At 60.7% G+C, this 20,644-nt stretch carries 14 protein-coding genes; 7 read left to right on the forward strand and 7 right to left on the reverse strand.

Annotated elements, in window-relative coordinates; all coding sequences use genetic code 11:
- The first annotated feature begins 5 nt into the window (after positions 1–5).
- The 4 genes from ACX3YD_RS30020 (at position 6) to ACX3YD_RS30035 (ending at position 7,131) form a co-directional block, all read left to right on the forward strand.
- On the forward strand, positions 6–1,079 hold the full coding sequence (locus ACX3YD_RS30020) for a WD40/YVTN/BNR-like repeat-containing protein (RefSeq protein ID WP_458961798.1): 1,074 nt from the start codon (positions 6–8) through the stop codon (positions 1,077–1,079).
- A 31-nt stretch (positions 1,080–1,110) separates the two neighbouring features.
- The gene (locus tag ACX3YD_RS30025) at positions 1,111–3,600 is read left to right on the forward strand and encodes an efflux RND transporter permease subunit (protein ID WP_103405498.1); all 2,490 of its coding nucleotides are present in this window, start codon (positions 1,111–1,113) and stop codon (positions 3,598–3,600) included.
- A 63-nt stretch (positions 3,601–3,663) separates the two neighbouring features.
- Positions 3,664–5,442: an acyl-CoA dehydrogenase C-terminal domain-containing protein gene (locus tag ACX3YD_RS30030; RefSeq protein ID WP_458961799.1), complete on the forward strand. Its 1,779-nt coding sequence runs from the start codon at positions 3,664–3,666 to the stop codon at positions 5,440–5,442.
- Positions 5,443–5,493: 51 nt separating this feature from the next.
- The gene (locus tag ACX3YD_RS30035; protein ID WP_103405535.1) at positions 5,494–7,131 is read left to right on the forward strand and encodes a fatty acid--CoA ligase; all 1,638 of its coding nucleotides are present in this window, start codon (positions 5,494–5,496) and stop codon (positions 7,129–7,131) included.
- 140 nt (positions 7,132–7,271) lie between these two features.
- Here ACX3YD_RS30035 and ACX3YD_RS30040 read toward each other — a convergent pair whose 3' ends face one another.
- From ACX3YD_RS30040 to arcD (ACX3YD_RS30060), 5 genes are all read right to left on the reverse strand, one after another.
- Positions 7,272–7,634: a DUF5064 family protein gene (locus tag ACX3YD_RS30040; protein WP_458961800.1), complete on the reverse strand. Its 363-nt coding sequence runs from the start codon at positions 7,632–7,634 to the stop codon at positions 7,272–7,274.
- 65 nt (positions 7,635–7,699) lie between these two features.
- Positions 7,700–8,629, reverse strand: coding sequence for a carbamate kinase (gene arcC / locus ACX3YD_RS30045; RefSeq protein WP_103405495.1), 930 nt, complete (start codon positions 8,627–8,629; stop codon positions 7,700–7,702).
- 92 nt (positions 8,630–8,721) lie between these two features.
- Entirely contained in the window at positions 8,722–9,732 is a 1,011-nt protein-coding gene (locus ACX3YD_RS30050) for an ornithine carbamoyltransferase (protein ID WP_090461679.1), read from the reverse strand.
- 68 nt (positions 9,733–9,800) lie between these two features.
- Positions 9,801–11,057, reverse strand: a complete 1,257-nt coding sequence (gene arcA / locus ACX3YD_RS30055; protein WP_103405494.1) for an arginine deiminase — start codon at positions 11,055–11,057, stop codon at positions 9,801–9,803.
- A 34-nt stretch (positions 11,058–11,091) separates the two neighbouring features.
- Positions 11,092–12,519 (reverse strand): arginine-ornithine antiporter, encoded by a 1,428-nt coding sequence (arcD, locus tag ACX3YD_RS30060; protein ID WP_458961801.1) that lies wholly within the window; start codon positions 12,517–12,519, stop codon positions 11,092–11,094.
- 464 nt (positions 12,520–12,983) lie between these two features.
- Here arcD (ACX3YD_RS30060) and arcD (ACX3YD_RS30065) point away from each other — a divergent pair, with 464 nt between their 5' ends.
- Positions 12,984–14,411: an arginine-ornithine antiporter gene (arcD, locus tag ACX3YD_RS30065; RefSeq protein WP_103405492.1), complete on the forward strand. Its 1,428-nt coding sequence runs from the start codon at positions 12,984–12,986 to the stop codon at positions 14,409–14,411.
- Positions 14,412–14,418: 7 nt separating this feature from the next.
- Here arcD (ACX3YD_RS30065) and ACX3YD_RS30070 read toward each other — a convergent pair whose 3' ends face one another.
- Positions 14,419–16,131, reverse strand: a complete 1,713-nt coding sequence (locus ACX3YD_RS30070) for a cation:proton antiporter (RefSeq protein WP_458961802.1) — start codon at positions 16,129–16,131, stop codon at positions 14,419–14,421.
- A gap of 382 nt (positions 16,132–16,513) precedes the next feature.
- On the opposite strand from ACX3YD_RS30070, the gene ppk2 reads away from it, so the two are divergent.
- Both ppk2 and ACX3YD_RS30080 read left to right on the forward strand, forming a co-directional pair.
- Positions 16,514–17,335, forward strand: a complete 822-nt coding sequence (gene ppk2, locus ACX3YD_RS30075) for a polyphosphate kinase 2 (RefSeq protein WP_103405490.1) — start codon at positions 16,514–16,516, stop codon at positions 17,333–17,335.
- 48 nt (positions 17,336–17,383) lie between these two features.
- The gene (locus ACX3YD_RS30080; RefSeq protein WP_458961803.1) at positions 17,384–19,168 is read left to right on the forward strand and encodes a SulP family inorganic anion transporter; all 1,785 of its coding nucleotides are present in this window, start codon (positions 17,384–17,386) and stop codon (positions 19,166–19,168) included.
- Between the two features lie 39 nt (positions 19,169–19,207).
- Here ACX3YD_RS30080 and ACX3YD_RS30085 read toward each other — a convergent pair whose 3' ends face one another.
- A complete protein-coding gene (locus ACX3YD_RS30085) occupies positions 19,208–20,644 on the reverse strand; it encodes an efflux transporter outer membrane subunit (RefSeq protein ID WP_103405488.1) in 1,437 nt (478 codons plus the stop codon).

The following is a 20,644-nucleotide window of genomic DNA, read 5'->3' on the forward strand; positions in this document are numbered from 1 at the left end:
GCAGTATGTGTTCGTACAAGAAGTACCTGCAGTGGGCGCTGGGCGCCACACTGGCTGCGCTACAGGGCTTCACCCTGGCGGCCGGTTACGTCGACGTGCTGGACCTGCCAGCCAGGCCCAGCGCCCTGGCCGCGCACAGCCCGTTGCTCGGCGCGGCCCGTGCGGGTGAACGAACGGTCGCGGTCGGGCAGCGAGGCCACATTCTCTACTCCGATGACAGTGGCAACGCCTGGCAGCAGGCCGCCGTGCCGGTCAGCGCCGACCTCAACGCCGTGAGCTTCCCTTCGCCCACCCAGGGCTGGGCGGTTGGCAACGACGGCGTGGTCCTGCACAGCAGCGATGCCGGCGCGACCTGGAACAAGCAACTGGACGGCCGCCAGATCGGTGCCTTGCTGGTCAAGCATTACAGTGCGCTGGCCAGTGCCGAACCGGCCAACGAACAATGGGCGCAGCTGGCCGCGGATGGTCAGCGGCTGGTCGAGGAGGGCGCCGACAAGCCGCTGCTCGACGTCTGGTTCGCCAATGAAAAAGTCGGCTATGTGGTGGGCGTGTTCAATCTGATTCTGCGTACCGAGGATGGCGGTCAGCACTGGACACCGTTTCAGGACCGCACCGATAACCCGCAAAGTCTGCACCTCAACGCCATCGCCTCCACCGGGGACGGGCTGTTCATCGTTGGCGAACAGGGGCTGCTGCTCAAATGGGATGAACCCAAGCAGCGTTTCGTGGCGCTGGATTCGCCCTACCAGGGCAGCTTTTTCGGTGTGATCGGCAAGCCCGGCGAAGTGCTGGTGTATGGCCTGCGCGGGCACGTGTTCCGCAGCGTCGACGGTGGCGCCAGCTGGACGGCGCTCAGTACCGGCCTGCAAGTCAGCCTCACGGCGGCCACTCTGGATGCCGAAGGGCACTACCGATTGTTGAGCCAGGCAGGACAGTTATTGGTTAGCACCGACGATGGCGCGCGCCTCCAGCCGCAGCCCCGAAAAGACATGTCGCCGGCCGCCGGCGCGATCACAGCTCCCAACGGCGGGCTGGTATTGGTCGGCAGCCGTGGCGTGCGCGCACTCGACGTCAAATAAGAACTGGATTCACTAGAGCGAGAACCCTGACATGGGCAACCTCAAGCAAGACACCATGCCGGTGATCCGCCACATGCGTGACTTCGATCGGAACTCCGGCAACCGCCTGGAGCGCTGGGTCTTCAACTACCGTCCGCTGTTCATGCTGGTCATGGCCTTGATCACCCTGGTGCTGGGCTACATGGCGGCCACTCGCCTGGAGCTGCGCCCCAGCTTCGAAAAAATGATTCCGCAGAGCCAGCCCTACATTCAGAACTTCCTCGAGAACCGCCAATCGTTGCGCGGCCTGGGCAGCTCGGTGCGGGTGGTGGTGGAAAACACCCAGGGCGACATCTTCGACCCCGACTATCTGGCCGTGCTCAAGCAGGTCAACGACGACCTGTTCCTCACCGAAGGCGTCGACCGCGCCTGGATGAAGTCCTTGTGGAGCCCTTCGGTACGCTGGAATGAAGTCACCGAGGAAGGCTTCCAGGGCGGCCCGGTGATGCCCGATGCGTACCAGGGTTCGCCCGCAGACATCGAACAGCTGCGCCAGAACATCAACCGCGCCGGCATCGTCGGCAGCCTGGTGGCCAGCGATTTCAAATCGACCATGTTGATCGTGCCGCTGCTGGACAAAGCCTCGGCGACCGGTCACGGCATCAATTACTACCCGTTCGCGCAGCTGCTCGAACAACAGCTGCGTGACAAGATCGAGTTTGCCGGCGACAGCAAGGCCCGCAAGGCCGGGGAGGAGGGCAAGGGCAAATACAAGGTCCGCGTGATTGGTTTTGCCAAGTTGATCGGCGACCTGATCGACGGTCTGATCCAGGTGATGATGTTCTTCGGCCTGGCCGTGGTCACCTCGTTCGTCATCATTTACCTCTACACCCGCTGCCTGCGCAGCACGCTGCTGGTGATCTTCTGTTCGCTGACGGCGGTGGTCTGGCAATTGGGCATTGTCGCCTGGCTGGGCTATGCCATCGATCCGTACTCGGTGCTGGTGCCGTTCCTGATCTTCGCCATCGGTGTCTCCCACGCGGCGCAGAAGATGAACGGCATCATGCAGGACATCGCCCGTGGCACCCATAAACTGATCGCGGCGCGCTACACCTTCCGCCGTTTGTTCATTGCCGGGGTCACCGCGTTGCTGGCTGACGCGGTGGGTTTCGCGGTGCTGATGCTGATCGACATTCCGGTGATCCAGGACCTGGCCATCACCGCCAGCATCGGCGTGGCCGTGTTGATCTTCACCTCGCTGCTACTGATGCCGGTGGCGCTGTCCTACATCGGTGTCGGGCGCAAGGCCGCCGAGCGCGCGTTGAAGATCGACACCCGCGCCGACGAAAGCCGTGGCTTCGGCAAACTGTGGGATTTTCTCGACCGCTTCACCACGCGCAAGTGGGCCACGGGCATCGTGCTCGGTGCCGTGGCGCTGGGCATCGCGGGCTTCATGGTCAGTCAGCACCTGCAGATCGGCGACCTCGACAGCGGCGCCCCGGAGCTGCGCGCCGACTCGCGCTATAACCGCGATAACGCCTACATCACCAGCCACTATGCGCTGTCCAGTGATCTGTTCGCGGTGATGATCAAGACCGCACCCGAAGGTTGCCTCAATTATCAGACGCTGATTCTGGCCGACCGCCTGGCCTGGGCGCTGCAGCAATACCCCGGTGTGCAAGCGACCTCTTCGCTGGTCAACGCGGTCCGGCAGATCACCGCCGGATCGTTCGAGGGCAATCCCAAGCTCAACAGCATCCAGCGCAACCAGAACGTGCTGAACTATGCCGCGCAACAGGCTTCGGTCAATGCCCCGGAACTGTTCAACACCGACTGTTCGGTGATGCCGGTGATCGCTTTCCTCAAGGACCACAAGGCCGAGACGCTGGACGCGGTGGTCGCCATCGCCGACAAGTTCGCCCGGGAAAACAGCACCCCGGACCGCCAGTTCCTGCTGGCTGCCGGCACCGCCGGTATCGAAGCGGCGACCAATATCGTCGTGCGCGAGGCCAACCACACGATGCTGCTGTACGTCTATGCAGCAGTGACGCTGTTCTGCCTGATCACCTTCCGCAGCTGGCGTGCCACGCTGGTGGCGCTGTTGCCGCTGGTGCTGACGTCGATTCTCTGCGAGGCGTTGATGGTCATCATGGGGATCGGCGTCAAGGTCGCGACGCTGCCGGTGATCGCGCTGGGGGTCGGGATCGGCGTCGACTACGCGCTGTATTTGCTCAGTGTGCAGTTGCACTACCAGCGCCAGGGCATGCCGTTGGCACAGGCCTACCGTAATGCCGTGTCCTTCACTGGCCGGGTGGTGGGGCTGGTCGGCATCACCCTGGCGGCAGGTGTGGTGTGCTGGGCCTGGTCGCCGATCAAGTTCCAGGCCGACATGGGCATCCTGCTGACCTTCATGTTCATCTGGAACATGCTCGGCGCCTTGATCCTGATCCCGGCGCTGTCCTGTTTCCTGCTGCGCAACATCACCCCCGTACCCGCAAGCACCAGCGAACGCACGGCTGAGCTTGTGGGCGCAAACCATTAACCCTTCGCACTTCCATTGACCAGGGCATGTTGAATGCCCTGACATTGCCTGAGTATTTCAAATATGGCTGACTACAAAGCGCCCCTGCGCGATATCCGGTTCGTACTCAATGAAGTTTTCAAAGTCTCCCGCCTGTGGGCGGCGATGCCGGCGCTGGCCGAGGTGGTGGATGAAGAAACCGCCAATGCGATCCTTGAAGAAGCCGGCAAGATCAGTGCAGAACTGATCGCACCGCTCAGTCGCAGTGGCGACGAGCAGGGTTGCGCCTGGAACAACGGCGAAGTGTCCACCCCTGACGGTTTTGCGCAGGCCTATCGCGCCTTTGCCGAAGGCGGCTGGGGCGGTGTCGGTGGTGACCCGGCCTACGGCGGCATGGGCATGCCCAAGGTGATCGGTGCGCAGGTCGAGGAAATGGTCAACGGTGCCAATCTGTCTTTCGGTCTGTATCCGATGCTCACCGCTGGGGCCTGTCTGGCGATCAAGGCCCATGCCAGCGAAGAACTGAAATCCGCCTTCCTGCCGAACCTGTACGCCGGCATCTGGGCCGGATCGATGTGCCTGACCGAACCGCACGCGGGCACCGACCTGGGCATCATCCGCACCAAGGCCGAGCCTCAGGCCGACGGCTCCTACAAGGTCAGCGGCACCAAGATCTTCATCACCGGTGGCGAGCAAGACCTGACCGAAAACATCATTCACCTGGTGCTGGCCAAACTGCCGGATGCCCCGGCGGGGCCGAAGGGCATTTCGCTGTTTCTGGTGCCGAAGTTCATGGTCAATGCCGATGGCAGCCTGGGGCCGCGAAACGCGCTGTCCTGTGGTTCGATCGAACACAAGATGGGGATCAAGGCCTCCGCCACCTGTGTGATGAACTTTGACGGCGCCACCGGCTGGATCGTCGATGCACCGAACAGGGGCCTGGCGGCGATGTTCACCATGATGAACTACGAGCGTCTGGGTGTCGGCATTCAAGGCCTGGCCACGGGTGAGCGTTCGTATCAGAACGCCGTTGAATACGCCCGTGATCGTCTGCAAAGCCGTTCGCCGAGCGGCGCGCAGAGCAAGGACACCGTGGCCGACCCGATCATCGTCCACCCGGACGTGCGGCGCATGCTGCTGACCATGAAAGCCGCAAACGAAGGCGGGCGCGCCTTCTCGACGTACGTGGCCATGCAACTGGACACCGCCAGGTTCAGCGAAGACACCGCAACCCGCCAGCGCGCGGAAGGTCTGGTGGCGTTGCTGACCCCGGTGGCCAAGGCGTTCCTCACCGACATGGGGCTGGAGACCACGATTCATGGCCAGCAGATCTTCGGCGGCCACGGTTACATCCGCGAATGGGGCCAGGAGCAACTGGTGCGCGACGTGCGCATCACCCAGATCTACGAAGGCACCAACGGCATTCAGGCGCTGGACCTGGTTGGACGCAAAGTGGTGGGCACTGGCGGTGAGCTGTACAAACTGTTCGCTGACGAGATTCGCCATTTCACCGCCACCGCTTGCGCCGACCTCGCGGAGTTCACCAGACCGTTGAACATTGCCCTGGACAACCTCGACGAACTCACGGCATGGCTGCTCGACCGTTCGAAAAACAACCCCAACGAAATCGGCGCGGCGTCGGTCGAGTACCTGCACGCCTTCGGCTACACCGCCTACGCCTACATGTGGGCGTTGATGGCCAAGGCTTCGGTGAGCAGGGAAGCGCAGGACGACTTCTACGCCAGCAAACTGGGCACGGCGCGGTTCTACTTCGCCCGCCTGCTGCCGCGCGTTCAGTCGCTGGCCGCGTCGGTCAAGGCCGGTAGCGATTCACTGTACTTGCTCGACGCCGATCAGTTCTGACCCCGTGAACCGGAGATGATCTCCAATCAACCGCATCAGGAAGACTTCACCGTGGTGAAAACAAAAATACTCGCCCCCGCACCAGGCGCTTATAGCTACCCCTTGTTGATCAAGAGTCTGTTGCTCTCGGGCGCACGCTATGCGCCCGATCAGGAAATTGTCTACGCGGACAAGCTGCGCTACAGCTACCGGACACTGAATGAGCGCATCCAGCGATTGGCCAACGCGCTCACGCAAGCGGGCGTCAAGGCCGGTGATACCGTGGCCCTGCTGGATTGGGACAGCCATCGGTATCTGGAGTGTTTTTTCGCCGTGCCCATGCTTGGCGCGGTGTTGCACACGGTGAATATCCGTCTGTCTGCGGAGCAGGTTCTCTACACCATGAACCACGCCGAAGATGATCTGGTGCTGGTGCATGACGATTTTCTGCCACTGATGGAACAGGTCCACGATCAGCTGACAACCGTCAAAGGCTACATTCAGCTCACCGATCAGGACGCGCCGTCGACTGGGTTGCCGGTGCTGGGGGAATATGAACGTCTGTTGGCGCAGGCTGAACCGCGCTTCGATTTCCCCGATTTCGATGAGCATTCGGTCGCCACGCTGTTCTACACCACCGGCACGACGGGCGACCCCAAGGGCGTTTACTTTTCCCATCGCCAGTTGGTCTTGCACACGCTCAATGCCGTCGGCACCCTCGGCGTGTATCAGGGTTTGCCATTGTTGCGCTCCGACGATGTCTACATGCCAATCACGCCGATGTTCCATGTGCATGCCTGGGGCGTGCCCTATGTCGCGACATTAATGGGGATCAAGCAGGTTTATCCCGGGCGCTATGAGCCCAATAGCCTGGTCAGGTTGTACCGCGAAGAGAAGGTCAGTTTTTCCCATTGCGTGCCAACGATCCTGCAAATGATCCTGGGTTGCGACGAAGCCGCCGCGACTGACTTTCGCGGCTGGAAAATGCTCCTGGGCGGCAGCGCCTTGACCCATGGCCTGGCCGCCCAGGCCACCGCACGGGGCATGCGGGTGCACAGCGGCTACGGGATGTCCGAGACCTGTCCGTTGCTGTGCCTGACGCACCTGAGTGAGGCCGAGCTGGAACAACCGGCGCCAGACCAGGTGGCCGCTCGGATCAAGACCGGGGTGGCGGTGCCGATGGTCGACTTGCGCATCATCGATGCCAGCGGCAACGAGGTGGTGCAGGATGGCGAGGCGCTCGGCGAGATCGTGGTGCGTGCGCCCTGGTTGACCCAGGGCTACCTGAACGCACCCGAGCAAGGCGCGCAGCTGTGGGAAAACGGCTGGATGCATACCGGTGACATTGGCTCTATCGACCCCATGGGCGTCGTGGAAATCAAGGACCGAATCAAAGACGTGATCAAGACGGGCGGGGAGTGGATCAGCTCGCTGGAACTGGAGAGCCTGATCAGCGAACACCCGGCGGTCAGCTCGGTTGCGGTCGTGGGCGTTCCGGACCCGCAGTGGGGTGAACGACCGGTGGCGCTGGTGGTGTCAGAAGGCATCACGGCTGAAATGCTGGTGGCTCATCTGCATCGGTATGTCGAGAGTGGCCGCATCAACAAATGGGCGATCCCCCGGCAGATCAGGCTGGTGGCCGACATACCCAAGACCAGTGTCGGGAAGATCAACAAGCGGCTGATCCGTGAACAGGAATTGAGCCAATAGCCGACGATGTGCCCTTGCAGGAGCGAGCCTGCTCGCGATGGTGGTCAACGAAAACGCGGGGAACCTGACACCCCGTGGTGTCTTCGAGTTCATCGTCGGAACGCCGCCCGGAGCCGGCTCGCTCCTACAAGGGCGGTGGGTCACTCCAGATGTTCGGGTTTGACCGGGTCCCCTGACTGCATGTTCAGCTGCACCCGTACATCCTCGAACATGAGGTCGTAATGCTTGTGGATCGAGCCGATCTGGCTGTGGGTCTTGGGAATGCCGTACTTCTCCGCGATTTTCGTGACGTTGCTGGCGAAGTTGTAGGCCTGGTCCTTGGGCAGATAGAACGTCTCGTCGAACTCCCTGCCCTGAATGGTGCCGTGCATTTTGAACTGCATCCCCTTGCCTTCCCTGGGGTCCTGAGTGACTTCATAGTCGATGTACACGTTGTAGCTGACGTCGTCGCTGGTCAGCGCGTGACGCTCGATGTGTAAGTGACCGGGCTCGAACTTAGCCATTGTCATCTCTCCTGCAAACAGGCCTTGAAGGCGGGCAGGCCTGCTGCCGGCCCGCGACTTAACGTTTATCGATAGCTGATGCCGGGTGTCGCCGTACTGACGCGGGTGCCGGCCTTGCCCTGGACGATCGCTTCGATGTCCGAGAGTGAGCCAATCACCGCGACCTTTCCAGTATGGCGGGCAAACTCGCAGGCTGCCTGCACTTTTGGCCCCATGGACCCGGCGGCAAAGCCCAGACGCTCCAGTTCGTCGGGGTGCGCCTGGGCGATGGCTTTCTGGGTCGGTTTGCCATAGTCGATAAACGCCGCGTTGACGTCTGTAGCGATCACCAGCAGATCGCTTTCCAGCTGTTCGGCCAGCAGCGCCGAGCAAAGGTCTTTGTCGATCACCGCTTCGACGCCTTCGAGTTTTCCGGGCGCCGTGTACAGGGTCGGAATACCGCCACCGCCGGCACAGATCACGATGCTGCCTTTCTCCAGCAGCCACTTGATCGGGCGGATTTCGAAGATACGCTTCGGTCTGGGGCTGGCAACCACGCGGCGGAATTTGTCGCCGTCCGGAGCGATGGCCCAGCCTTTTTCGGCGGCAAGTTTTTCCGCTTCGGCCTTGGTGTACACCGGGCCAATGGGTTTGCTGGGCTTCTGGAACGCCGGGTCATTGGCGTCCACTTCGACCTGAGTCAGCAGCGTGGCGAAGGGCACTTCGAAGTCCAGCAGGTTACCCAGTTCCTGTTCGATGATGTAGCCGATCATGCCTTCGGTTTCGGCACCCAGCACGTCCAGCGGGTAAGGCGACACCGAAGTGTAGGCCGCCGCTTGCAGCGACAGCAGGCCAACTTGAGGGCCATTGCCGTGGGCGATGACCAGTTGGTTGCCGGGGTGGATCTTGGCGATCTGTTCGGTGGCGACCCGGATGTTGGCGCGCTGATTGTCAGCGGTCATCGGTTCACCCCGGCGAAGCAGGGCGTTACCGCCCAGAGCAACGACGATTCGCATGGTGCATGTCCTTCAAAAAGAGAAGTAAGCGGGCGACCCGATCTCCTTGTGGGAGCCGGCAAGCCAGCTCCCACAAGGAGCCGAGTCAGCTGTTACAGATCAGCCAGAGTCGACACCAGAATCGCCTTGATGGTGTGCATGCGGTTTTCCGCTTGCTCGAAGGCGATGCAGGCCGGTGACTCAAACACGTCGTCCGTCACTTCTATGCCGTTGGCCAGGTGCGGATACTGTTCGGCAATCTGCTTGCCGACCTTGGTATCGCTGTTGTGGAACGCGGGCAGGCAATGCATGAACTTGGTGCGCGGGTTGCCGGTGGCTTTCATCAGTTCGGCATTGACCTGATACGGCAGCAGTTGCTTGATGCGTTCGGCCCAGGCTTCGACCGGTTCGCCCATGGACACCCAAACGTCGGTGTGGATGAAGTCCACGCCTTTGACAGCGGCTTTCGGGTCCTCGGTCAGGGTGATGCGGGCACCGCTTTCTTCCGCGTATTTTTTGCAGCGACCCACCAGGTCGTCCGCCGGCCACAGGGCTTTTGGCGCGCAAATGCGCACGTCCATACCGAGCTTGGCACCCACCAGCAGCAGTGAGTTGCCCATGTTGTTACGCGCATCCCCGAGGTAGGCGTAGCTGATTTCATGGATCGGCTTGTCGGCGTGTTCACGCATGGTCAGCACGTCGGCGATCATTTGCGTCGGGTGATATTCATCGGTCAGGCCGTTGAACACCGGGACGCCGGCAAACTTGGCCAGCTCTTCGACGATTTCCTGTTTGAAGCCACGGTATTCGATGGCGTCGTACATGCGCCCGAGCACCCGGGCGGTGTCCTTCATGCTTTCCTTGTGGCCGATCTGCGAAGAGTTGGGATCGATGTAGGTGACATTGGCGCCCTGATCATAAGCAGCGACTTCGAAGGCGCAGCGGGTGCGGGTCGAGGTCTTTTCGAAGATCAGCGCAATGTTGTTGCCCTTGAGGTGTTGCTGTTCCGTGCCGGTGTATTTGGCCCGCTTGAGGTCGCGAGACAGGTCGAGCAGATAGCGCAATTCGCGAGGGGTGTGATGTTCCAGGCTCAGCAGATTGCGGTTATGGATGTTGAACGCCATTTTGGATCTCCAGGGTGTCGGTTATCCCCTTGGTCCGCACTCGGTAAGTACGGACCGAGGTCTATAGGTTAGTAGTCGATCGGGTCGCGGATGATCGGGCAGGTCATGCAGTGGCCACCGCCACGGCCGCGGCCGAGTTCGCCGGCGCTGATGGTGATGACCTCGACCCCGGCCTTGCGCAGCAGGGTGTTGGTGTAGGTGTTGCGGTCATAGCCGATGACCACGCCGGGTTCCATGGCGACCACGTTGTTACCGTCGTCCCACTGTTCGCGCTCGGCGGCGAAGCTGTTGCCGCCGGTTTCCACGACGCGCAGTGCTTTCAGATTGAGGGCCTTGGCCACGGTGTCGAGGAAGTTGGTTTCTTCGCGACGAATGTCGATGCCGCCTTGTTTGCTTTCGTCCGGGCGCAGGGTGAAGGCCACGATCTGGTTCACCACTTCCGGGAAGATGGTCACCAGGTCGCGGTCGCAGAAGCTGAACACCGTGTCCAGGTGCATCGCTGCACGGGATTTTGGCAGGCCGGCGACGATCACTTTCTCGACGGCTTTGTTCTTGAACAGATTGAGCGCCAGTTGGCCAATGGCCTGACGGGAGGAGCGCTCACCCATGCCGATCAAGACCACGCCGTTGCCGATTGGCATGACGTCGCCGCCTTCAAGGGTGGAGCTGCCGTGTTCCTGGTCAGGATCGCCGTACCAGATCTGGAAGTCGGCGTTAGTGAACTCCGGGTGGAATTTGTAGATGGCGGTCGTCAGCAGCGTTTCCTGACGGCGCGCCGGCCAGTACATCGGGTTGAGCGTCACGCCACCGTAGATCCAGCAGGTGGTATCGCGGGTGAATTGGGTGTTGGGCAGTGGCGGCAGAATGAAGCTGGAGTGGCCGAGGAAGTCGCGGAACATCTGGATGGTCTTGCCACCGAAGCTGTCCGGCAGGTCATCGGCCGACACGCCGCCGATCAGGAACTCGGCGATTTTGCGCGGTTCCAGGCTGCGCAGCCAAGAGCTTGTTTCATTGATCAGGCCCAGGCCGACCGAATTGGCGGTGACCTTGCGTTCCAGAATCCAGTCCAGGGCTTCGGGAATGGCAACGATGTCGGTCAACAGGTTGTGCATTTCCAGCACATCAACGTTGCGCTCTCGCATTTTGGTGACGAAGTCAAAATGGTCGCGCTTGGCTTGTGCCACCCACAACACATCATCGAAAAGCAGTTCGTCACAGTTGTTCGGGGTCAGCCGCTGATGGGCCAGGCCGGGGGAGCAAACCATGACTTTGCGCAGCTTGCCGGCTTCGGAATGGACGCCGTACTTAACTTTTTCCGTGGTCATTACCGTGATCCTCCAGATGACAATTATTCAGCTATTACATGGTCAGGAAGCCGTCATACAGCCCATAGGCCGCCACCAGGGCGCCTACGACGACGGCTGCGAAAATCAGCTTCTCGACGTTGGTGAAAACCGGTTTTTTGAGTTCCATCTTGGCCTTGGCGAACAGAATCACGCCGGGGGCATAGAGCAGGGCGGACAGCAGCAGGTATTTGACGCCGCCGGCGTAGATCAGCCAGATCGCGTAAATCAGGGCGACGGCACCGATGAGCAGGTCTTTGCGGCGCTCGGCCGCCGCGTTTTCATAAGTCTCACCGCGTACCGCCAACAGCAGCGCATAGGCCGCCGACCACAGGTACGGCACCAGAATCATCGAGGTTGCCAGGTAGATCAGTGACAGGTAAGTACTGGCCGAGAACAGGGTGATGATCAGGAACAGTTGCACCATGGCGTTGGTCAGCCACAGGGCGTTGACCGGTACATGCTTGGCGTTTTCCTTGCGCAGGAACGCCGGCATGGTGTGGTCCTTGGCCGCGGCAAACATGATTTCCGCGCACAGCAGCACCCATGACAGCAATGCACCGAGCAGCGAGATGACCAGGCCGACGCTGATCAGCACCGCGCCCCAATGGCCCACCACGTGTTCCAGCACGGCGGCCATCGACGGGTTCTGCAGCTTGGCCAGTTCCGGTTGGGTCATGACGCCCAGCGACAGTACGTTCACCAGCACCAGGAACAGCAGCACGGTGATGAAACCGATCACGGTGGCTTTACCCACATCGGTGCGTTTTTCCGCCCGCGCCGAGAAAATGCTCGCGCCTTCGATGCCGATGAACACCCACACGGTGACCAGCATCATGTTGCGCACCTGGTTCATCACACTGCCCAGGTCGGGGTTTTTCAGGCCCCAGATGTCAGCGGTAAAGATGTCCAGTTTGAAGGCGAACAAGGTAATCAACATGAACAGCATCAGCGGCACGACCTTGGCGACTGTGGTCACCAGGTTGATGAACGCCGCTTCCTTGATCCCCTGCAACACGAGGAAATGCACGGCCCACAGCAGCACTGACGCGCCGATGACGGCGGCCACGGTATTGCCTTCACCAAAGATCGGGAAAAAATACCCCAGCGTGCTGAACAACAGAACGAAGTAACCGACGTTGCCCAGCCAGGCACTGATCCAGTATCCCCAAGCGGACGAGAAACCCATGTAGTCGCCAAAACCGGCCTTGGCATACGCGTAAACCCCGGCGTCCAGATCAGGCTTTCGGTTGGCCAGGGTCTGGAACACGAAGGCCAGGGTCAACATGCCCACGGCGGTAATTGCCCAACCAATCAGAATGGCGCCGACGTCAGCACTGACGGCCATGTTTTGTGGCAAAGAGAAAATGCCGCCACCAATCATCGAGCCGACGACCAGGGCAACCAGTGCGCCAAGTTTCAGTTTTCCGGGGGATTCAGACATTGCATGACTCCAATGCAGGAGAAAAGAGACAACAGATTAGTTCTGTTAGCAATTCAATCATCTGACTTAGATCAGTACATGGGTACATTCCATTGTAATTTGAAGGACTTATGCTCATTTCATTGGCATAGTGATTTCTCCGGAAAGGCCTTATCCAGAGGGCTTGGACAGAACAAGCGGCAATACCCGGTATTGCTTTGAGTTTTTAAGCTAGTTCGTATTTTGGTTTCCGCAAATTTTTGACGTCCGATTCCAGTAGCGCTTGTGGATTAATGGTTTCGTTCAATCCAAGTGTTCTTAGCAAGGCGCCTATATTCTGATCGGCTATAAATAAACGGGTCCCCGATTTGGCGTTATTTAATAAACGTACTTACGCTGTAGCCCTTTAGTTAATGCCAACCAAGTGACGGTTTGATGGCTGTGCCAGAGCCCGGCCGCATCGGGAAATACATGGAGACTCAGGAATGTCGCAACCGACGCAAAAGCTTCGACTCAGTGCATTGATCGCCCTGGTGGTGGGCTCGATGATAGGTGGCGGTATTTTCTCTTTGCCTCAGAACATGGCAGAACGCGCCCATGCCGGTGCGGTGCTGATTGGCTGGGCAATTACCGCCGTGGGCATGTTGACCCTGGCTTTCGTGTTCCAGACCCTGGCCAATCGCAAGCCGGAACTGAATTCCGGGGTGTATGCCTACGCCAAGGCCGGGTTTGGCGACTACATGGGGTTTTCCTCGGCCTGGGGATACTGGATCAGTGCCTGGCTGGGCAACGTTGGCTATTTCGTATTGCTGTTCAGCACCCTCGGTTATTTTTTTCCGGTATTTGGCCAGGGCAATACACCGATCGCCATCGGCTGCGCCTCGGTGCTGCTATGGGCCGTGCACTTTCTGGTGATGCGAGGGATCAAGGAAGCGGCGTTCATCAACCAGTTGACCACCGTGGCCAAGATCGTCCCACTGATCATGTTCATTGTGATTGCCGCCGTGGCGTTCAAGGCCGAAGTCTTTACTCGCGACATTTGGGGCAAGAGCAATCCGGACTTCGGCGGCGTGATGGACCAGGTGCGCAACATGATGCTGGTGACGGTGTTCGTGTTCATCGGCATTGAAGGCGCCAGCATCTATTCGGCCAGGGCAGAGAAACGTGCGGATGTCGGGCGGGCGACGGTGATCGGCTTCCTCGGTGTCCTGGCGCTGCTGGTATTGGTGAACGTGTTGTCGCTCGGGATCATGAGCCAGCCTGAACTGGCGACGTTGCAGAACCCGTCGCTGGCGGCTGTTCTGGAGCACGTAGTGGGGCATTGGGGGGCGGTACTGATCAGCGTCGGCCTGGCGATCTCATTGCTTGGGGCCTTGTTGTCCTGGGCATTGCTGTGCGCGGAGATCCTCTTTGCCACCGCCAAAGACAAGACCATGCCGGCGTTCCTGACCCGGGAAAACGCCAACCATGTACCGGTCAACGCCTTGTGGCTGACCAATTCAATGATCCAGATTTTTTTGCTGATCACGCTGTTTTCCGCAGGGACCTACACCAGCCTGATCTACCTCGCGTCTTCGATGATTCTGGTGCCCTACCTGTGGTCGGCGGCCTATGCGGTGCTGTTGAGCGGGCGCGGGGAAACCTATGAACATGCCTCGGCGGAGCGGACCAAGGATCTGTTGATCGGCGGCATCGCGTTGAGTTATGCGGTGTGGCTGCTGTATGCCGGGGGCGTGAAATACCTGCTGCTCTCGGCGTTGCTGTATGCACCTGGGGTGATCTTGTTCGCCAAGGCCAAGCACGAGCAGGGTGAACCTTTGTTCACCCATTTCGAGAAGGGCATTTTTACCTGCGTCATCACCGGTGCCGGCCTGGCGGGATATGGGTTGTACAGCGGTTTTCTGTCGTTATGAGGCGTGTTCAAACCTCCTCGTCTTCGGCACCGGGATAAAACCCATGCAGCAGGCGATAGCGGTCATGCCGTACCTGAGCGATGCGGTCGAGGACCTGGCGCTCAGGGAAACCCAGCATGATCAGGGCATGGGAGGCGAGCATCAGGCTGGACTCGAGTAACTCGGGCACCACTTCGCTGGCACCGGCCGCTTTCAACTCGGGACTCTGGCTGTCGTCCCGCGTACGCACCAGGATCGGCACGTGCGGATTGATGCGGCGCGCCTCCTTCACCACCTGCAGGGCAACCTCGGCTTTGTCGACGGCTATGACCACCAGGCTGGCACGCTCCAGGCCCACGGCGACGAGTAGCTCGCCACGATGAGAGTCGCCGTAATGCACAGCGCTTTCGGCCACGGCGGCTTCCCGAACCCGGACCGGGTCATTATCGAGGGCGATGTAGGGCTGCCGGGCCTTGTGCAGGATGCGCCCGATGGATTGCCCCACGCGACCGTAACCACAAATCACCACATGGCCCTGCACTTCGGCGTTGAGCGCGCTGATTTCCTCCAGCTTCACTTCTTCATTGGGTTTGCGGTGCAGATGTGTGGCAATCCAGGGTGCGGCGCGCAGCAAAGACGGGGTGACCACCATCGAGCAGAAGGTCGCCGCCAGCAACAGACTGCCAAGGTTGGCAGGCATCAGGTCGTTTTGCTGCATCTGCGCCATCAATGCAAAGCAGAACTCGCCGCCCTGGGCCAGGGCCAGGCCGCTACGCCAGGCGGTCTCCCGGTCGCTGCCACGCAATTTGACCAACAGCGCGACCACGCTGCCCTTGATCAGCAACAACGCCAGGGTCAGTCCGAGGATCAACAGGCCGTGACTGGCGAACAGGCGCAAGTCGATCAGCATGCCGATGCTGATGAAAAACACGCCGAGCAGTATGTCGCGAAACGGCCGCAGATCGGCCTCGATCTGGTGCCGGTAGTGGCTTTCCCCCAGCAGCATGCCGGCGAGAAATGCGCCCAGGGCAGGGGAGAGACCGATCAGGTGCGTCAGCCCGGCGGTCAGCAGGACGATCACCAGGGCCAGCAAGACGAACAGTTCCGCCGAGCGAGCCGCCGCGACCTCATGGAACAGGCGCGGCAGTACCCAGCGACTGGCCAGGGACAGCCCGACGAACAACACCACGGTTTTGCCCAGGGTCAGGGGCAGCGCCCAATACCAGGCTTGATCGCTGTTGCCGGCGAACACCGGCACCAGGGTCAGCAACAACACCGCGACCACGTCCTGGAACAACAAAACGCCGATGGCGTTCTGGCCGTGGCTGCTGAAAATCTCGCCGAGGCTGGTCAGCTCCTTGCTGACAATGGCCGTGGACGACAGCGCCAGGCCGCCACCGAGTAACAGTGCAGACGTGGTCGGCACGCCCGCGAGCATCAGCAATGCGCCCAGCACCGCCCCGGACACCAGCACTTGAAGGCTGCCCAGGCCAAAGACAACCTGGCGCAGCGCGATCATTTTCGACAGGGAAAACTCCAGCCCGAGCGAGAACAGCAAAAACACCACGCCCAGTTCGGCCAGAAGCGGCAGTGCTTCACTGTCATCCACCCAGCCAAATGCCTTGGGCCCGACGATCAGGCCCACAAAGAGATAACCCAGCACCGGTGGCAATCGCAGGCGATAGAACAGGGAAATGACGACCAGCGACGAGGTGAGGATGATGATCAGACTGACGAACATGGAGACTCCGTGACGGTGCTGGGGGCGGCCACAACGCCGCGCCAGTGAGGCTCAAGGCGAAAGGTTGACGTCAGGGTGGGGCCTGATTCTTCAAGTCGGCTATCGAGGGTAACGCTAAGCCAGTGCGTGGTTACCGGGGGAGTGTAGACCGCGCTTCGAACACAGCCGGGGTTTGCTCGCGTCGATACGGCAGCAATATCGATTCAAACTACACTCACAGGGCTGCAAGTGCCCTGTCGAAAGGCCGGGGTCAGCGCAAACCCGTGAACTTGAATGACGATGGTGATCCCGTTCCTGAGGCTTGAACGGACGATGCTCGCAGTACGCCTCCGCCGGGGCGAACTGTTGTATGTCAGTGACTCTTCTTCGTGAGGGCTTGAACATGGCAAAGGAAAAAAAACGCAGCTCCAAGGGCACTTCCGCTGAAAGCTCGAAACTGACAAACAAAGTGTATCTGGCGCAACTGCGCCTGTTGCATGTCGAACTGGTCAAGCTGCAGGAGTGGGTCCAGAAAAAGGGCGTCAAGGTCTGTATCGTCTTCGAGGGGCGCGACGGTGCCGGCAAGGGCGGAACGATCAAGGCGCTGACCGAACGCGTCAGCCCGAGGGTTTTTCGGGTGGTGGCCTTGCCGGCACCGACCGACCGAGAAAAAAGCCAGATGTATGTGCAGCGCTACCTGCCGTACCTGCCTGCGGCCGGTGAAGTGGTGATCTTCGATCGCAGTTGGTACAACCGTGCGGGTGTCGAACGGGTGATGGGGTTCTGCAGCGAAGAACAGGTAGACGTTTTCCTGAAATCGGTGCCCATGGTGGAGCATGCGATCGTCAACTCCGGCGTCATTCTGCTCAAGTATTGGCTGGAGGTCAGCGAGCAAGAGCAGACCCGTCGACTCGAGGCGCGCATCCAGGACGGACGCAAAATCTGGAAGCTTTCCCCGATGGATCTCAAGTCCTACAGTCGCTGGTACGACTACTCGCGCGCCCGTGACGAGATGTTCAAGGCAACCGACACCGAATTTGCGCCGTGGCTTGTTGCGAACTCGAACGACAAGCGCCGGGCGCGGCTCAATATCATCACCGACCTGCTCAGCCGCATCCCCTACCAGAGTGTTCCGCGCGAGAAGGTGAAGTTGCCCAAGCGGCAGAAGCCTGATGGCTATCGCGAACCGGATTATCCCTACAGGAAAATCCCGCAAAAATTCTGACCGGTACGACCGCGCGAACCTGTGCCATCGCCAGAGGGCTGAAGTCCCATGAATCAATCGGATACGACGCCACCCGAGCCGGGGCGGATTGCGCGCAAGGAAACAGGCGCTGACCAACCTGGCTGGAGCCGCTGGCTGCCGGGCCTGCGAGTGCTGCGCAGTTACAAGGCTGCCTGGCTGCAGCACGATATCGTCGCCGGCCTGGTGCTCACGACCATGCTGGTACCGGTCGGCATCGCCTATGCGGTGGCATCAGGCGTCCCCGGTATCTATGGCCTCTACGCGACCATCGTGCCGCTACTTGCCTATGCGCTGTTCGGGCCCAGCCGGATTCTGGTACTGGGGCCCGATTCCTCGCTGGCTGCGGTAATACTCGCGGTGGTCCTGCCATTGTCCGGCGGCGACCCGCAGCGAGCGATCGCCCTGGCGGGCATGATGGCGATCGTTTCGGGGGTGGTGTGCATTCTGGCCGGGGTCGCGCGTCTGGGCTTCGTCACGGAACTGCTGTCCAAACCGATTCGCTATGGCTACATGAACGGGATCGCGTTGACAGTTTTGATCAGCCAGTTACCGAAGTTTTTCGGCTTCTCGATCAACTCGGAAGGCCCCCTGAGAAATCTGTGGGCCATTGCCAACGCGGTGCTTCATGGCAAGACCAATTGGGTCACGTTCGCCATCGGCGCGGCAACCCTGGCGGTGATCCTGCTGCTCAAGGACAAAAAGCGCGTGCCGGGGATTCTGATCGCAGTGGCAGGCGCCACGGTGGCCGTGGGTGTCCTGGACCTGGCATCGCATAACGTAGCGATCCTCGGCTCGCTGCCACAAGGCCTGCCAGCGTTCGCCATCCCGTGGATCACCACTGACGATATCGTCCCGGTGATCATCGGCGGTTGCGCCGTTGCCCTGGTGTCGTTCGCCGACACCAGTGTGCTTTCACGGGTGTATGCGGCGCGCACCCATTCCTACGTCGACCCGAACCAGGAGATGGTGGGACTCGGTGTCGCCAATCTGGCGGGCGGGTTGTTTCAAGGCTTCCCGATCAGCAGCAGTTCATCGCGCACCCCCGTGGCCGAAGCAGCGGGGGCCAGAACCCAACTGGCCGGCGTCGTCGGAGCGCTGGCGGTCGCCGTGTTGCTGATGGTGGCGCCGGACCTGCTGCATAACCTGCCGACCAGTGCGTTGGCGGCGGTGGTGATTGCCTCGGCGATTGGCCTGATCGAGGTCACCGACCTGCGACGAATTTATCGTATTCAGCAATGGGAATTCTGGCTCTCGATAGTCTGTACGGTCGGGGTGGCCGTGTTTGGCGCCATCGAGGGCATCGGCCTGGCGATCGTCATTGCGGTCATCGAGTTCCTGTGGGACGCCTGGCGCCCGTACTCTGCCATTCTGGGACGCGCCGAAGGTGTGCAAGGCTTTCACGACATCAAGCGTTATCCCGGCGCGCGTATGCTGCCCGGACTGGTGTTGTTTCGCTGGGACGCACCGTTGTTTTTCGCCAACGCCGAGCTGTTCAGTGACCGCGTGCTGGACGCCGTGGCCGAATCCCCGACGCCCGTGCGTTGGCTGGTGGTGGCGGCAGAACCGGTGACCAGCGTCGATGTGACCTCCGCCGACATGCTCGCCGAGCTGCACCAAACCTTGCACGACGCCGGCATCGAATTATGCGTGGCGGAAATGAAGGACCCGGTCAAGGACAAACTGCAGCGATTCGGGCTTCTCGCGAAGTTTGGCGAGTCGGCGTTCTTCCCGACGGTGGGCTCGGCGGTCAGCCACTACCTCCAACGCTATCCCGTAGAACATCGAGAGGGAAATGACCTGGATCTCGAGTAAGCCATCACGATGGCGATAGGGCGGGCCCTGGCGGTTTGATCATGGTTGCGTTTTCGGCACATCGGTTGCGGTCAATTTGTCTGCCTGATTCACCCAACCGCCGCCGGTTGCCTTGTACAGATCAATCATGCTGGTGAACACCGAGCCACGGGTGCGGGTGTAGTTCAATTCGGCGTCGAACAGACTGCGCTCGGCGTCCAGCACTTCGATGTAGCTGGTGTAGCCGTTGTCGTAGCGCAACCGTGCGTAGTGGGCGTAGGTGCTCAGTGCCTCGACCTGCTTGGCCTGGTAGGCCATCTGTTCTCTGGATTTGCTCGACGCGACCAAGGCGTTTTCCACGTCCCTGAACGCCGATTGAATCGACTGTTGGTAGAACTGCAGCGCTTGTTTCTGGATGGCTTCGGCTTGTTGCACCTGCCCGGCGATACCGCCGGCGGTGAAGATCGGCATGCTCGCCGCAACACCATAGGACCAGGTGGAAGCGGGTCCGGTGAACAGGTTCGACAGCTGGTTGCTGGCAGAGCCCAACAGCCCGGTCAGGGAAATGGTCGGGAAGTACTGGGCCTTGGCTGCGCCGATCTGGGCATTGGCCGAGATCAGGTTCAGCTCGGCCTGACGCAAATCAGGTCGCCGTTCGAGCAAATCCGACGGCAGGCCGGCAGGCACCGTTGGCAGATTCAGTTGGGCCAGGTCACGCCCGCGGATGATCGGCCCCGGGTTGCGTCCGAGCAGCACGGCCAGGGCGTTTTCCTGTTGTGCGACCAGGGGTTCGAATTGCGCAACCGACGCCCGGGTGCGCTCGTATTCGGATTGGTTCTGCGCCAATTCCATTTCGGAAATGGTGCCGGCACCGTAGCGCAGTTTGAATATTTCGTAGGATTCACCGCGCGCCTTGGCGGTCGTGCGGGCGATTTCCAGCTCCCGGTCGAGATCACGCAGCGTTACGTAACTCGACGCGACTGACGCCACCAGGCTCAATATGACGCTTCGACGGCCTTCTTCCGACGCCAGCAGATCGGCACGGGCGGATTCGTCGAGGCGGCGCAAACGGCCCCAGATATCCAGTTCCCAGTTCACGCTGAGAATCGCCTGGTAGTTGTTGAACACCGGATCCACCGACGGATCGAGCGGCACCGGCCCGTTGTCTCGCTGCGAGCGGGACCGCTGCCCCTGGGCGCCCAGCCCGACTTGTGGAAACAGCAGGGAGCGGGTCTGACCGTAACGCCCCTGGAATTCCTCGACCCGCGCGGCGGCAATCTTGATGTCTTTGTTTTCGAGCAACGCGGTGCGGATCAGATCATTCAGGACCGGGTCCTGGAACTGCTCCCACCACAGCGTGTTCGACAGATTCTTCGCTTCCTTGTCCGCGTAACGGTAGGCCGCCGGGGTTTCAATGGTCGGGTGCTGGTAGTCAGGTCCTACCATGCAACCTGCCAGGCCCAGGCACAACAACAGTGGAAAAGGGGGCTTACGCAT

It is taken from the genome of Pseudomonas fluorescens group sp. PF-1 (assembly GCF_054481335.1).

Bases quoted from the DNA above. Each gene is read 5' to 3' on its own strand.
- ACX3YD_RS30020 (WP_458961798.1), top strand. From the start codon at position 6: ATGTGTTCGTACAAGAAGTACCTGCAGTGGGCGCTGGGCGCCACACTG.
- ACX3YD_RS30025 (WP_103405498.1), top strand. From the start codon at position 1,111: ATGGGCAACCTCAAGCAAGACACCATGCCGGTGATCCGCCACATGCGT.
- ACX3YD_RS30030 (WP_458961799.1), top strand. From the start codon at position 3,664: ATGGCTGACTACAAAGCGCCCCTGCGCGATATCCGGTTCGTACTCAAT.
- ACX3YD_RS30040 (WP_458961800.1), bottom strand. From the start codon at position 7,634: ATGGCTAAGTTCGAGCCCGGTCACTTACACATCGAGCGTCACGCGCTG.
- arcC (WP_103405495.1), bottom strand. From the start codon at position 8,629: ATGCGAATCGTCGTTGCTCTGGGCGGTAACGCCCTGCTTCGCCGGGGT.
- ACX3YD_RS30050 (WP_090461679.1), bottom strand. From the start codon at position 9,732: ATGGCGTTCAACATCCATAACCGCAATCTGCTGAGCCTGGAACATCAC.
- arcA (WP_103405494.1), bottom strand. From the start codon at position 11,057: ATGACCACGGAAAAAGTTAAGTACGGCGTCCATTCCGAAGCCGGCAAG.
- arcD (WP_458961801.1), bottom strand. From the start codon at position 12,519: ATGTCTGAATCCCCCGGAAAACTGAAACTTGGCGCACTGGTTGCCCTG.
- arcD (WP_103405492.1), top strand. From the start codon at position 12,984: ATGTCGCAACCGACGCAAAAGCTTCGACTCAGTGCATTGATCGCCCTG.
- ACX3YD_RS30070 (WP_458961802.1), bottom strand. From the start codon at position 16,131: ATGTTCGTCAGTCTGATCATCATCCTCACCTCGTCGCTGGTCGTCATT.
- ppk2 (WP_103405490.1), top strand. From the start codon at position 16,514: ATGGCAAAGGAAAAAAAACGCAGCTCCAAGGGCACTTCCGCTGAAAGC.
- ACX3YD_RS30080 (WP_458961803.1), top strand. From the start codon at position 17,384: ATGAATCAATCGGATACGACGCCACCCGAGCCGGGGCGGATTGCGCGC.
- ACX3YD_RS30085 (WP_103405488.1), bottom strand. From the start codon at position 20,644: ATGCGTAAGCCCCCTTTTCCACTGTTGTTGTGCCTGGGCCTGGCAGGT.